General features: G+C 72.0%; 10 protein-coding genes. 3 read left to right on the top strand and 7 right to left on the bottom strand.

Features of this window, described 5'->3' with window-relative positions:
- The first annotated feature begins 88 nt into the window (after positions 1 to 88).
- A complete protein-coding gene (locus tag HP550_RS02645) occupies positions 89 to 1,705 on the top strand; it encodes a hypothetical protein (RefSeq protein ID WP_343047949.1) in 1,617 nt (538 codons plus the stop codon).
- A gap of 3 nt (positions 1,706 to 1,708) precedes the next feature.
- Here the strand turns inward: HP550_RS02645 and HP550_RS02640 are convergent, their stop codons facing one another.
- Both HP550_RS02640 and HP550_RS02635 read right to left on the bottom strand, forming a co-directional pair.
- The gene (locus HP550_RS02640) at positions 1,709 to 3,232 is read right to left on the bottom strand and encodes a DUF4153 domain-containing protein (protein ID WP_246280452.1); all 1,524 of its coding nucleotides are present in this window, start codon (positions 3,230 to 3,232) and stop codon (positions 1,709 to 1,711) included.
- A 112-nt stretch (positions 3,233 to 3,344) separates the two neighbouring features.
- Positions 3,345 to 5,327 (bottom strand): pectate lyase family protein, encoded by a 1,983-nt coding sequence (locus HP550_RS02635; protein ID WP_175346049.1) that lies wholly within the window; start codon positions 5,325 to 5,327, stop codon positions 3,345 to 3,347.
- A 105-nt stretch (positions 5,328 to 5,432) separates the two neighbouring features.
- Between HP550_RS02635 and HP550_RS02630 the strand changes: the two genes are divergently transcribed.
- A complete protein-coding gene (locus tag HP550_RS02630) occupies positions 5,433 to 5,975 on the top strand; it encodes an NUDIX domain-containing protein (RefSeq protein ID WP_175346048.1) in 543 nt (180 codons plus the stop codon).
- Between the two features lie 9 nt (positions 5,976 to 5,984).
- On the opposite strand, the gene HP550_RS02625 is transcribed toward HP550_RS02630, so the two are convergent.
- The 5 genes from HP550_RS02625 to HP550_RS02605 all read right to left on the bottom strand — a co-directional run bounded on the left by HP550_RS02625 (position 5,985) and on the right by HP550_RS02605 (position 11,627).
- Positions 5,985 to 6,206, bottom strand: coding sequence for a chemotaxis protein CheW (locus tag HP550_RS02625; protein WP_175346047.1), 222 nt, complete (start codon positions 6,204 to 6,206; stop codon positions 5,985 to 5,987).
- Positions 6,207 to 6,352: 146 nt separating this feature from the next.
- Entirely contained in the window at positions 6,353 to 8,209 is a 1,857-nt protein-coding gene (locus tag HP550_RS02620; protein ID WP_175346046.1) for a carboxypeptidase-like regulatory domain-containing protein, read from the bottom strand.
- A 135-nt stretch (positions 8,210 to 8,344) separates the two neighbouring features.
- The gene (locus HP550_RS02615) at positions 8,345 to 9,103 is read right to left on the bottom strand and encodes a hypothetical protein (RefSeq protein WP_175346045.1); all 759 of its coding nucleotides are present in this window, start codon (positions 9,101 to 9,103) and stop codon (positions 8,345 to 8,347) included.
- Between the two features lie 11 nt (positions 9,104 to 9,114).
- The gene (locus HP550_RS02610) at positions 9,115 to 10,662 is read right to left on the bottom strand and encodes a M16 family metallopeptidase (RefSeq protein ID WP_175346044.1); all 1,548 of its coding nucleotides are present in this window, start codon (positions 10,660 to 10,662) and stop codon (positions 9,115 to 9,117) included.
- On the bottom strand, positions 10,659 to 11,627 hold the full coding sequence (locus tag HP550_RS02605) for a hypothetical protein (protein WP_175346043.1): 969 nt from the start codon (positions 11,625 to 11,627) through the stop codon (positions 10,659 to 10,661). The genes HP550_RS02610 and HP550_RS02605 overlap by 4 nt, the downstream gene beginning before the upstream one ends.
- Before the next feature lie 638 nt (positions 11,628 to 12,265).
- On the opposite strand from HP550_RS02605, the gene HP550_RS02600 reads away from it, so the two are divergent.
- Positions 12,266 to 13,348, top strand: a complete 1,083-nt coding sequence (locus HP550_RS02600; RefSeq protein WP_175346042.1) for a hypothetical protein — start codon at positions 12,266 to 12,268, stop codon at positions 13,346 to 13,348.
- Positions 13,349 to 13,527 lie beyond the last annotated feature (179 nt).

Raw genomic sequence — 13,527 nt, 5'->3', positions numbered from 1 at the left:
TCCGCTGTCCCCCGACTCTCGCGCGCTGACCAGCGAACCTGACATGCTCGACAGGTCGTCGCATGTCGGACATGTCGGGGAGGGCATCGTGGCCGAGGACAAGTCGTCACGCCGGACGCCGCGAGCACGGAGCGCCGGGACGTCACCGGCCCGACCACCCGCCGCCGACACACCCGACACGCCCGACACACCCGACACACCCGACACGCCCGACACGGAGTCGCCGTACGTCACGCCGGCCGCGGAGACTCCCGACGCCGACGCGGCCCCGGTCGACACCGGCCCTGCCGACGCGGTGGTGGAGCCCGCCGGATCGCAGCAGGACACCCTCGAGATCCCGACCGCCATCGACGTCGTGGTACCGCCGTCGTCGCCGACGGAGGACCAGGCGGTCCTGCTCGCGCGGTTGCAGCTGCTCGAGACCGAGAACGCGCGGCTGCGTGCCCAGACGGGCGATGCGGCGGCCCCGCGCCCGCGCCGGAAGGTCGGTCGATCGACGGCCGCGGTGGTCCTCATCCTCCTCGGCGCGCTGCTGGCTCCGGTCGCGGTGGTGGGCAGCTGGGCGCGCGGCCTGGTGGTGGACACCGATCGCTACGTCGACACCGTCGCTCCGATCGCGGAGGACCCGCTGGTCCAGTCGGCGGTGTCGAACCGGATCACGCTGGCGGTCGTGGAGGCGCTGAACGTCGAGCAGCTGACCACCCAAGCCACCGACGCGGTGGCAGGGCTGGACCTGCCGCCGCTGGTCAGCCAGGCGGTCGGCTCGTTGCAGGCCCCGCTCCAGGACGCGATCACCGGGTTCATCAGCAAGAACGTCACCAAGATCGTGACCTCCGACGCCTTCGAGAACACCTGGGAGCAGGCGAACCGCGTCGCGCACGAGCAGATCGTCGCCACCCTGCGGGGGGACCCGGACGCGCTCGCACAGATCAGTGACAGCGGAGTCCTGACCCTGGACATCACGCCGATCATCGAGCAGGTCAAGGCCTCGCTCGTGGAGGCCGGCTTCACGCTGGCCAGCCGGATCCCGACGATCACCGTGACGTTCCCGATCGCGTCGAGCGCGGACCTGGTCCGTCTCCAGAACGCGTACAGGCTGATCGACATCGTCGGCGGGATCCTGCCCTACCTCGCGCTCGGGCTGCTCGCGGGCGGGGTGCTCGCGGCGCAGCACCGCTCCCGCGCGCTGGTCGTCGCGGGGCTCGCGCTGGCGGGCTCGATGCTGCTGCTCGGGTTCGCCCTGCTGATAGGCAGGTCGCTCTACGCCAACTCGTTGCCGCCGACCGTGCAGCGCGTCGACACGGCCGTGTCGATTTACGACCAGTTCGTCTCGCTGCTGCGCGTGGGTCTGCGCGTCGGTCTCGTCCTCGGGCTGCTGCTGGCGATCATCGCGTTCGTCGCCGGCGGGACCACGGCGGCTCGTCAGCTGCGCGCCTCCTCGTCGCAGGCCGCTGCGTGGCTGCGGGACGCGGGCGATCGCCGTGGCGTCAGCACCGGTCCGGTCGGCGTCTGGCTGGACCAGCAGCGCACCCTCGTGCGAGTCGTGGTCATCGCGCTCGCCGCTCTCGCGCTCGTCCTGGCCGACCGGCTCACGCCTGCCTACGTGGTCACCGTGTTCGTGGTCGCGCTCGTGGTGCTCGGACTCGCGACCCTGGCAGCACGGCCGCGGCGTGCGGACGTCGAGGCCGACGCGCTCCTGGTCTGAGGGTCAGCGGTCGCAGCTCTCGTCGGTGGGCGCGCTCGAGAGCACGGTCGTGGCGCGTTCGCGACCGAGGTTCCAGTCCGCGACCCCGACCGTCGGTGGCACCGCTGCCGAGGCGAGCAGGCATGCGCGCAGGTCCGGGTCGTCGACCTCCGCGTACGCGGGGACGGCGTCGGCGGACAGTCCCGCGAGATAGCCGACGTCGAGCGTGCCCGTGAGATCGGCCGTCGTGTTGTGGCGGACGATCTGCGCGTCGGGGTTCACCAGCGCGAGACCGAGCATCGCGACCGCGACCACCTGGACGACGGCCCGGGGCAGCCACCGACCGCGCCACCGCACCCCCGCGACCAGGACGAGGACGAAGACGGCGGCGAGGGCGATCTCGACCACGGTGACGAACACCCGCAGCCGGGTGAGCCCGAACGCCTCCACGTACAGGTCCATCCGGCGAAGTGCGGAGGCGACGACGCCCAGCGTGCCGAGGCACAGCACGCCGAGCGCGATCCGGGACAGCAGCCGGTCACGCGGGGTCTCGCGGGGTGCCCGGCGGGCGGCGACCGCGACGACGACGAGGGTGAGGGCGGTGACGACCACCAGCTGCGCGAACCCCTCCCGGGCGTACTGCGCGTAGGACAGGCCGGCGGTCTTCAGCACGTGCCGGTGCCCCCCGAGCAGCGCTCCGACCTGCACCATCACGAACAGCAGCACCATCGCGTCCAGCGCGAGCACCGGCACGAGCCACTCGCCGCGCTTCGCCGACGCGCGGGGCGCAAGGCGGGCGTCGGACCAGCTCGGCGGTGCCAGGGCGAGGTGCGCCAGTGCGGCGGAGACGAGGGCCACGAGGATGCCGACGACGACCTGGCCCGGCAGCAGCTCCGCCTCGATGCGGGGCATCAGGCTGGCGAAGACGCGGTCGGCGCTCGCGAACAGCAGACCGAACACGAGCAGCAGCGCGACGGTGATCGCCCCGCTGCGCAGCGCGACCGTCAGCTGGCCTCGGCGCGCTCCCGCCAGGGTCTCGAAGCCCTTGGCCACCCACGGCAGCGCCCGCACGGCGCCCGCCGCCCAGGTCAACGGGGCGAGCACCGCGGCCGGCGCAGATCGGGCCGACGTCACCGCGACCACTCCGGCCCAGGCCGCCACGAGGGCGCAGAGCATGACCACCCACCCCGCGTCCCGCACCGCGACGACCGCGACCAGCGCGACGGACAGCACCGCGGTGAGGAGGTCGTTCACGCTGCGTCGCCGGACCATGGCCGGCACGGCAGCGGCCCAGACGAGCAGACCGACCAGAGCGGCGCCGAGCCCGGGTCGGTGGCCCACCAGCAGGACGGCGCCGGCGACGCCGACCACGCCGCACAGGACGAGGGTGCGCGTCTCGATCGGTCGTCGTCGCTCCGCCCAGAACGGCACCAGCACCTGCGCGACCCGGCCGGGCACGCGCGGGACGGGAACAGCACGGCCCGCCACCCAGGAGGGTGGCGGGCCGGGCAGTGCGGGCGGGGGCGTCGGCGCTCCGGTGTCGGTCATGAGCGCCACGCTAGACATCGGCGTCTGCGCACGTCACAGACTTGCGCGGGGGTCCCGTGCACGTTGTGTGCAGTGGCTCGGCGTCCCTGCACAACTGACGCACAGGTTGGGCTCAGCCGCGCACCGTGACCACCCGCTGCGCCGTCGACGTGCTGCCTGCGTCGTTGCTGAGCACGGCGACGAACGTGTAGGAACCGGGGGGCAGGCCGGTCACCGCGGTCCGGACCGTCTGACGTTGCGGTGTGGCGGCGGTGAGCTCCTGCTCGTCGACCGGGACCCCGTCGCGGTAGAGCGCGTAGTGCGTCGCGTTGGTGCCCCACCACAGCGTGCTGGTGATGGCGAACGACCCGTCGCCATCGCGGTTGTCGTCGCTGAGGACCGGGCGACCGGGAGCCGCGTCGGTCACCACGACCGTGCGCGGGCGCGACGTGCTCGTCCCGTAGGGGTTGAGCAGCTCGACCACGTAGGTGTAGCTCCCGTCGACCCTGCCGGTGACCGGGAAGGCGACGGTCTGCCGGTGCGGGGTGGTCCCGGTGAGCCACTGGGCGCCCACGAGCACCCCGTTCTCGTACAGCCGGGCGACCGTCGCGTTCTGGCCCCACCACAGGGTGGCCGTCACGGTGTACGAGCCGTCCTGCAACCCGGTGTCCCACCCGTTGTCGTCGGACAGCACGGCGACGCCGGGCTTGGCGGTGGCCACGGGGGTGCCGGAGACGAGCACGCCGGCGCCGGCCCCGGCGCGCACGATCGCGGGCACGTCCCGCACCGGGTCCAGCGTGTAGGCGTACACGTCGGCCGGGGTCCACCGGGCCGTGGGCGCCAGGGGCACGGGAGCCGTCGCGTTGAAGGCGGCCACCAGGTCGGTGACCTGCCCGTTCACGGTGGAGCCGGTCTCGAGCAGCTGCGTCCCGCCCCACCGCGTGATGATCCGTGCCGCGTCGACGCCCGGGGCCAGCTCGAACGCGTTGTTCTCCGCGACGATGCTCGACTCGATGCCGGCGCCCCAGTAGTACTGGAACAGCCCCTCGGTGGTCTGCGTGTAGAGGTTGTCGTACAGGTGCACGTCGCCGAACCGCACGCGGGGCGCGCGCTGGCCGATGTCGATCCAGTGGTTGTGGTGCAGCGTGACCCGGTGCTGACCGCGGTCCTGCAACCGCGAGTCCGAGGAGCCGATGAGCTCGGTCTTGTCGTGATCGTCGAGCCGGTTCCAGGAGACCGTCACCAGGTCCGAGCCGTGCGTGATGTCGAGCAGCCCGTCGTGCACCTCGAACGGCCGGCCGAAGACCGTCGGGAGCGCGCTGTGCGGGTGGTCGCCGTCGTCGAAGGTGTTGTGGTCGACCCACACGCTCGTGGACGTCCATACCGACACGTTGTCGTACGCGGAGTTCCAGTTGCCCACCGCGGTGTCGGTCGGGTCCCAGACCGGGAAGCAGTCGTAGGCGTCGGCGATGGTGAGGTTCCGCACGATGACGTTGTGGGCGTCGCGGATCCGCACGCTCGCACCGACGATCTTCGCGTCGTCGCCGACGCCGACGAGCGTCACGTTCGATCCGACGTGCTGGAGCGTCTGCGCGGCCTGGATCGCCGCCGCCGCGATGCGCGCGTCCTCGAGCGGTCCGCTCGGCTTCACGCGACCCCACGGGCCGGCCGGGTCGAAGTGCGCGACGTAGTCGGCCATCCGGAACGGCTGGCCGCTGTCCGACACGGTCACCTGTGCGGCGAAGGCGTCGCACGCGGCGGGGTCGAACGCGGTGATGGTCCCGGTGACGTACACGATGCGGGGGACCACGTTGCGGCGGGCGTCGGTCTGGCTGCCGCCGGGCCTGCCGGCCAGCGCGTCGCGCAGCTCCTGCCACGTGTCGACGACGTAGACCTCCGCGGGCGAGGCATCGGCACCGCCGGTGGTCCCCGTGGCCACGGTGGGCTTGCCGTCGGGCACGGTCGGGCCCTCGTAGGACGCCCACCCGTCGCCGGGCGCGAGGACCTCGCGTCCGAGGTCGACGGCAGGGGGCGGGGGAGCGGTGTGAGCGGTCGTCGGCGGGAGCAGGAGCGCTCCTGCGGCGAGGGTGACGACGAGGGTACGACGAGCTCGCATGAGACGTCCTTGTCTCCGACAGATGGGTGAGAAACCGGTTTCCCCACGGTGTCACAGAATGTCCGGTAAGCGCAATCCCTCCGAGGCGTCTGTCAGGCTGCCGCCATGGACTCCTGGCACACCCTTGGCTCGACCACCGTGTACGAGAACCCCTGGATCCGCGTCCGGGAGGACGCCGTGGACCGACCGGACGGCACGCCCGGGATCTACGGAGTGGTCGAGGTGCGGCACCCCGCGGTGTTCGTCGTGCCGCTGACCGACGACGACGAGATCGTCCTGGTGGAGGTGCAGCGGTACACCACCGGCGCCTCGCTGGAGGTCCCCGCCGGCGGCTCTGACGGTGAGGACCTGCTCGCGGCCGCCCACCGCGAGCTGCGCGAGGAGACCGGTCTGGTGGCGGACACCTGGGAGCGCATCGGCTCGATGTTCGCGCTCAACGGCATCAGCCATGCGCCGGAGCACGTGTACCTCGCCCGCGGCCTGCGCGAGGCGGACGAACCGGCCGAGCAGGCGGCCGAAGGCATCACCGCCGTGCGCCGCGTGCCGTGGACCCGGGTCCTCGAGCTGGTCGCCGACGGGACGATCACGGACGGCGAGACCGTCGCGGCGCTGATGTACGCCGCGATCGCCCTGGGCCGAGTGCGCTGAGCGGCGCCGTCAGCCCAGCAGGCCGAGCGCGCGACCGACGACCGCGGCAATCGCCAGACCCGCGAGGGTCCAGCCGAGGATGCTGCCCGCGAGGTAGATCGCGTAGCGCGCGTGCTCGCTCGTCGAGGTGCCCCACAGAGGTGCCGGTGCCCACCGGATGGTGGTGCCCAGCTGCCGGACGCGCTGGTCGATCGTGGCGGAGGGGTGGACGGCGGGGCGGATGGCGGACATGGGGCGCTCCTTGTGGGTGCACGCGGACGAGGACCGGGGTGACCGGCAGTTCCATCGTCCTCCGAGCGGCAGTTCGACGGAGGGGCCCTTGGTCCCGATCGCACCCGGGGGGCGCCCGGCAGATCCGGACGCCCCCCGAGGCCGGCTCAGTGGCAGTACAACCGCTGGAGCGACTGACCGAGGTCGCCGTACCGGCGGGTGATCCAGCCGAGGTTCACCGAGTACGCGCACGCCGGGTCGGCGGACACGTCGATCGGGATCCCGCCTGTGCTCGTGCTGTTGTGCGGCCCGGACGCGTCGCCCCGGAACGCGTAGTTGCCGGTGGTGAACGCCCCCGACGGCGTCTGCGGCGGGACGTGCACGCTGCCGCCGTTGTTGTTGATCGTGACGGAGAAGTTCCGCAGGTGCGGGTGGTCCACCGTGTACAGCAGGTGGATCGTGGTCGCGCCGGACAGCGGGTTGCAGCCGTTCAGGCGGAGCTCCTCGAGGTCCAGCGTGGCGATGACCGCCGAGTTGTCGAAGATGATCGAGTCCAGTTGGTCGGTGTGGGTGACGGTGTCCGTGACGGCGTCGCGCACCTCGAAGCCCACCCGGTACCGGCGCACCGGCTCCTGCTCGTTCAGCGGCAGAGTCTCGCCCGCCTGGGCCTTCGGGAGCCCGCCGGGCTTCTTCGCCGGGTGCACCGCCGTGATGGCCACGCTGTTGAGCTCCAGGAGCTCGAACGTGCGCAGGAAGTTCGACCCGCTCACGTTCACCACCGCGGTCGACCCGGGCGGGTTGTACATCTGCACGGTCACCGGCAGCCCGTCGAGCGTGAGGAAGCCGTCCGCATCGAGGTCGGCTGCGGCGACGACGACGGCCGCGGACTGGGCGGCGCCGTTGCCGTCGGTGTAGAACACGTAGCCGACGTGCGTGCTCGTGGCCTGCGTCGTGACGGGGGTCAGGCTGCCAGGGGCGACGGTCGGCGGGTTCGCCGGGTCCTCCGTCCCGCCGGTCCAGGTGTACTCGCCGACCAGGAACCGGTACTTCAGCGCGTGCCCGGTGCCGAGGTCGGTGAGCGGGCAGTTGCCGCGCAGCGTGACCGTGCCGCCGAACACGTAGGCACCACCGGCCGGGTCCGCGTACCCGAGCGTGTCGAACGTCGAGCCGGGCTGGCCGTTGCCGGGGTGGATGTCGAACACCTCGACCTGCTGCCAGTGCGGCACGGTGTCGGGATCGCCGACGACCTTGTCGGTGCACAGGTCCAGGCAGAAGCAGTGCCCGACGTTCTGCCGGCCGGGCTTGCGACCGTCCGACTGCGTCTCGGTGATGATCGGCTGCCCGCCCAGCTCCACCGTGACGTAGACGTCCGGTCCCTCCGTCAGCTCGACGTTGATGAACGGGGAGAACGGCGTGCGACGGAAGTCGGAGGCCAGGTAGGTGAGGACGTAGTGGCCGGTGCCGTCGGTGGTCGCGGTGCCGAGCGGGTCGTCCTGCAACCAGTCGGCATCGAACGCCGACACGACCGCGCCCGGGATCGGCAGCTTGTTGTCGCACGTGGTGATCCGCCCGCTGATCGTCCAGATGCCGAAGAGCGCCAGGATGTGGCACCAGAAGCGGTTCGGGATCGCGTACTCCCAGACCGCGAGGTAGTCGTTCTCCGTCTGCCGCCAGCGCGGCTGGAGCGTCGTCACGGCGAACTGGCGCGGCTTCGCGTTCGGCTCGTGCTTGGGCCGCGGCGGCTTCTCGACGAACAGGTCGAGGTCCAGCGGCCCGCCGTCGTACTCCTTGTCGGCGATCGTCAGGACGTACCTGCCCGACTCCTCGACACGCGCCACCGCGACCGGCGCTCCCGTGCGCTCACCCTCGGCCACCTCGTGGAACGTCTCCTTCTCGGCCGCGACAGCCTGCTCCGTGGCCCGGTCACCCGTCGACCGGTACGCGCGCAGCTCGAGGCCGGCGAGCGGCTCCCGGACGTCGTGACACAGCGTCCCCCACAAGGACCCGCGAATCTCGTATGCCATCGTGCCCACCCCCTGATGTGGCGGCCACGTCGGTGTGCCCGCCTACCGGTCAGGAGCGGGCTGCCTCGGGCAGAGATACCGGACGGTCAGTCGTGCTCGGGGCGGGTGGTCTCGTACCGTCGGTCTCGACACCGATCAGGCCTGGGGGGTCACCGTCCAGGCCCCGTCGGTGCGGATGGCGAGGATGCCGGGCATCGGCACGTCGACGACCTCGGTGAACGCCTCGTCGTTGCCGAACACCAGCTGGTCGCCCTGGCCGAAGAAGCGGCCGCTGAAGCCGTCCCCAGGTCCGGCGGGGGTCCAGGTCACCTCGGCGTGGGTGCCTTGGTCCGCCAGGTGAAGCACGACGGACCCGGTGCCGCTCTGCGGTCCGGTGGTGGCCGGGATGTCGTTCCAGCTCTCGAACCGGATCGACCAAGGACCCTCAGCCTGCAGCCATACCGACTGCTCGGGTGCGCTGCCTTCGAACACGTCCATGAGGTACGACCCGGCGAGCGGGCCAGGGCCCTCGTCGTAGGGACTCATCAGCCCGGGGCCCGTCAGGACCGTGGGGCTCGTGCCGGCTGCGCACGCCGTGCAGTCGAGGACGATGACGACCGCGAACTCGCCGGTGCGGGTGTAGGTCACCTCCGCGCTGCCGGAACCCGTGGCCAGTGCCGGCGCATCCTCGGCCACCGCCCCGGAGTCGACGCGCTGGGCGGGCGCGGCGGTCGGGCGCTCAGGGGTGACCGTCACGGCCGGGGTCGGAGCGGCCGCCTCGGACGTCGCGGCCGGGGGCGTACTTGCCGGCGCGACGGTCTGCTGGGCAGGGGCGCCGCCCGAGCCGCAGGCAGTGACGAGGAGCAGGAGCGGGACGAGCGACGCTGACGCGCGAGAGATGCGGATCGATGCCATGCGCAGCGTGACTACCCCTCCCGCCGACGCCACCCGAACCGACGCGGTGATGCCGCGACGGGCGTCGGCTGCGGAATCGACTCCGGGGCCCGCGGGGGAAGATGGATCGTGAGGTGGGCCGGCACGCGTGCATCGATGAGCTGTCCGACCACGTCCGCCGTGAGGCCGGGGTGGAGGGTCGGCTCGACGGCGACCGTGAAGCCGTCGGCCCCGGTGAGGAACCGAGCACCGTCGGGGCGGGTCGTCATCGCGACGCACTCGCCGAACAGGACCGTCACAGCCCCCCGCACGGTCGTCAGGCTGATCCCGTCGTCGCCGACGACGAGGGCGACGTCCGGCTCGGCACGCGGGAACCTCCTCCCGGCGACTGCGGAGGTCGACCAGGTCGGGGCGGGCGTCAGCCCGGCCCACTCGAGGCCGCCCATCGGAACCTGCACCAGAGCGTCGGACCAGAGTTCGTGCGAGACCTCGCGCAGGTCCGCCTCGGTGACCTCCTCCAGCCGCGCGAGCCCCTGCTCAGGTCCGTAGATCGTGCTGCCCCAGAGCAGATCGAGCGCGTACGCGGGCAGCATGCGGGCGGCCTTGTCGGGGAGGTCGTACTCGGCGATCAGTGCGGCACGGGCCGTCTCGAGCTCCTTCTCCAGCGGGCCCCGTCGCAGCCCTGCGACCGTGTCGACGAACGCGCCCACGGCGGCGTCCTGCAGGTCGGGGAGCGCGTCGGCGTACAAGGTCAGGGTGGCGAGTTCAGCGTTCCACGGCGTGTAGTCCGACGTGGCCGTGTACGAGTAGCCGCCCTCCTGCCGCAGGTCCCGGAAGAGCGCGCGGCCCGCGATCCGTGCGAGCAGCACCGCGGCCGGGCTCCGTCGCACGATCGAGTCCAGACCGATGTGGCCGTCGCGGCCGACGAAGTACGCGGGACGCTGCGGCAGCGCGCTCGGCATCACCGGCACGGGCATGCGCGATCCCGGCAGCAGGTCCAGGCCGAGCTCCGCGGGCACAGTCTCGTCGGTGACGAACAGCACCGCGTTCTCCCGCGTGAATCGGGTTCGCGCCCACGCACGCGCGTCTTCCGGCGTCAGTCGACCCAGCCCGATCTCGTCGTAACCCTGCAGTCCGAGACCACCGGCGCCGAAACGCCAGAGACGCATCGGAGCCAGGGGGGAGCCGCCGCGGCGCGAGGCCTCCGCGCGAAGGATGCCCTTCTCGGTCTCGAGGCGATGCACGGGCAGGTTGCGGAGCGCTGAGCAGACGCCGTCGAGAAAGCTCACGACCTCATGCCGCGCGCCGGTCACGTGGAAGAGCGTGTACGTGTCCGTCGTGACCCCGTTGTGGTGCACCTCCGTGAGGTTCTGGTCGAACAGCGCCAGGTGCTCGACCACGTGCGTGAGGCCCGCCGTGGCGAGCGTCTCGTCAGCCGTGCCGACGCGAAAGAACAGCCCCGCGGTGATCGGCCCGGGTTGCGGCGCGAACAGCGTCGGCACACCGTCGAGTCGTGTCCAGTCGATGAAGCCCGCAAGATCCGCGAGCTCGGCGAGGTCGACAGCGTCGTCGGCGATCACGTTGCTCCCGTCTCCGCCGCCAGCGCGGCGCTGTGGAACTGCCAGAATGCCGCCGACGGGTCGTTCAGGTAGCTCCAGACGTGCGACGACGTCCTGTTGCCCAGGACCCGGAAGTGGGGGGCGGCGTCCCGCGCGTGGCCCCCCAGTGAGAACGCGAGCGCGAAGGCGCTGTGCACGTGCACCTCGTACGGTCCGAGACTCGTCGCGGATGCCCACGCGGTCCGGGTACCCGCTGCGCAGAGCTCGTCCCGGGCTGCAGGGCTGGCGATCTCGGGAGCGTCGGCTTCGCTCTCTGCGAGCCAGCGTTCGATGTACATGGTCGCGATCACGGCGCCTGACGGTGCCCCTGGCGGCGCAGCGGCGGCGACTTCTCTGGCGAACGCCATGGCGATCTCCCAGCTGCCGCTCCACTTCGGGCAGAGCTGCTGGAGCAGCTGTTCCTGCGCGGCGAGGACGTGCGGATGGTGGACAGCCAGACGCGTATACCGCCGACGAGCCTCGGCCTGACCCAGCTCGAGGCCGCGCGCGGTCATGATGCGCGTCGTCCACGCCGGGGCGAGGTCGGGGCGCTCGGCACACACGTCGACCAGGATCTGCTCCGCCCGGCGGAGCCAGCTGTGGAACTGTTCGAACTGGTCACCACTGACCGAGTCGGCGTCCCCCCTTCCGCGCACCCACCAGCCGATGCGCACGTAGCGCGCCGCCAGGAGCGTTCGCGCAAGCACGTCATGGGGTTCCTCCGCGAGGACCTTCTCCAGGAAGACCTCGAGCCCGGGCAGCTCGGCGAGCACGTCGACGCCGAACGCGAGCCCGTCGGCGTCTCGTGCGTCTTCCAGGTGCCGACGGAGCGCCGGCCAGTCCTGGACGATCGCCGCGTCGCGCAGGACGTCCGTTCCCGGGACTGAGACGAACGGGTCGAAGATCACCGGCGCGCTCGGGCTGCCGCCTGGGGACGTGCTCTTCATCGACACCTTTCCACTGGCACGGGAGCGCCAGCTGGCGCCCGCGACACCTCGACGCGCATGGGCGAGGGCGGGAACGCTATCAGGCCGGATCTCGTCGACGATGCCGTTCCGGGTCGTGCCTGGTACGCCGTCGCGGAACCACACGAACGGCCCTGGTGGTCAGGTCGGAGCTGTCGCCGAAGCTCCGGTCGTGGCGGCCGCGGGCGCTCCTGGTGTCCGTCGTCCGGGGATGAGCGCTGCCTCGGCGACCACGATGATGGCGGCGGCGGTCAGCAGGAAGCGGACGAGGCCTGGCCCGGGGCCCCGGAGTCTTGCGGGATCGCTGGTGGGTACGTGGGTCACCGGGAGTGCGCCGGCCTGGTCGCTGCCGGCAGAGCTGACGACCGTGGCCGAACTGTGAGCCGGAACGGGCCTCGGACGATGGAGTTCCGCTGGACACTTCCGCTGTGGATGCTGAGCGAGGTCGCCGTGGGGTGCTCGGGGTGAGCGCCGTCGCCCTCGCGCTGGCGCTGGCGGGATGCACGAGCCCGGGCCGACCTCTGCCGACGGCGCCGCCTGCGCAATCCGATACGGGTGGCCAGACGGTCGCGCCGCCCTCGGCTGCCGGAGTCCTGCGGTGGCCCGATGGCAGCCTCGTCATGGCCGAGCCGATCGACGTCGGCGCGGCGCACGCGGCGGTGGCCGGCACGGACTTCGAGGTTGTGTACGCGGTGGCGCCGGGTGGCGTCGAGGGCGGGTACCTCATTCCGATGGGGCTGATGGTGGACGGGCGCACGGCTGCCGTCCAGGTGCCTGCGGGCGCGTCCGACGGAGGCCCATGGTTGGCTGCCCCGATGTCGGTGGGCGTGCTCGACGGGGGCACGTTCACGCCGTTCGCGGCGGCTGCTGCGATCGAGGGCGACCATCCGCGGCAGGCCTTCGACCTGTCGGTCGCCGACGGGGTCACCGCGTGGCTCGAGTCGGACAGCACGAACGTCGGCACACCGCGGTGGAGGGTGTTCAGCGCGGGCCGAGACGGTCGGACCACGTTGGTCGCGCGGGCCGAGGAGGTCGGCGACGGTGGCACGTCCATGACCGACGCGACGGCGCTCTGGCACGGGCGCGTCTACTGGGCGGCGGGGGAGCCCGGGCGGATGGACGTCTACTCCCGTGCAGCCGACGGGACCGGCCCCGTGGTGTCGGTCGCCACGGGTGCCTCCCAGCCTGCAGCCGCGGGGACGGGCGTTGCAGTCGTCCGCTCCGAGCGTGACGACACTGCCTTGGCCCCCGGGGAGGCGCGCGTGGAGCTGGTGGTCGACGGGCGGGAGCAGCACGCGGTGGTGACCTGGTCCGGGGATCCCGGGTCGTCGGTCGTCGACCTCGTCGCAGACGGTGCGGTCCTGGCGTTCGTCACGATCACGTCGACGCAGTCCGGTGGACGGCTGTACGTGCTCGACGCCGCAGCTCGTACGGCCAGGACGGTCGAGCTGCGCGGGTCGGGTCGTGAGGCGTCTGTTGCGCTGTGCGACGGCCGCCTGCAGTGGTCGGAGGCGGACGGGCAGGGCCTCGGCTCGTCGGCGCCGACGTACGTGCTCGACGTGGCCTCGGGTGACCTGGCGAGCATCGACGTCGACCACGCGTACGCCGGGGCGTTCTGCGGCGGCGGATACCTGGCGTGGAAGCAGCTGGATGCGGCGACTGGCATGTCGGCCAGCACCGTCGTGGCCCGCTGGGACCGGTAGCAGCCGTCAGCGCCGACGATCACACGTAGTAGTACAGCTCGAACTCGCGCCCCGCTCAGGTGGCAACGGTGGGCTAGCGGGGGAAGAGGGCTCTGACCTGGACCGATACGTGCGTCGAACGCTGAGCACCGTTGGCGTCCGCTGGACATGTTGCGGACCATCTGCGGACTGTGCTCGAT

This window comes from Cellulomonas humilata (assembly GCF_013359775.1).
Classification (GTDB): domain Bacteria; phylum Actinomycetota; class Actinomycetes; order Actinomycetales; family Cellulomonadaceae; genus Cellulomonas; species Cellulomonas humilata.
This window is presented reverse-complemented; position numbering and strand designations above follow the sequence as displayed.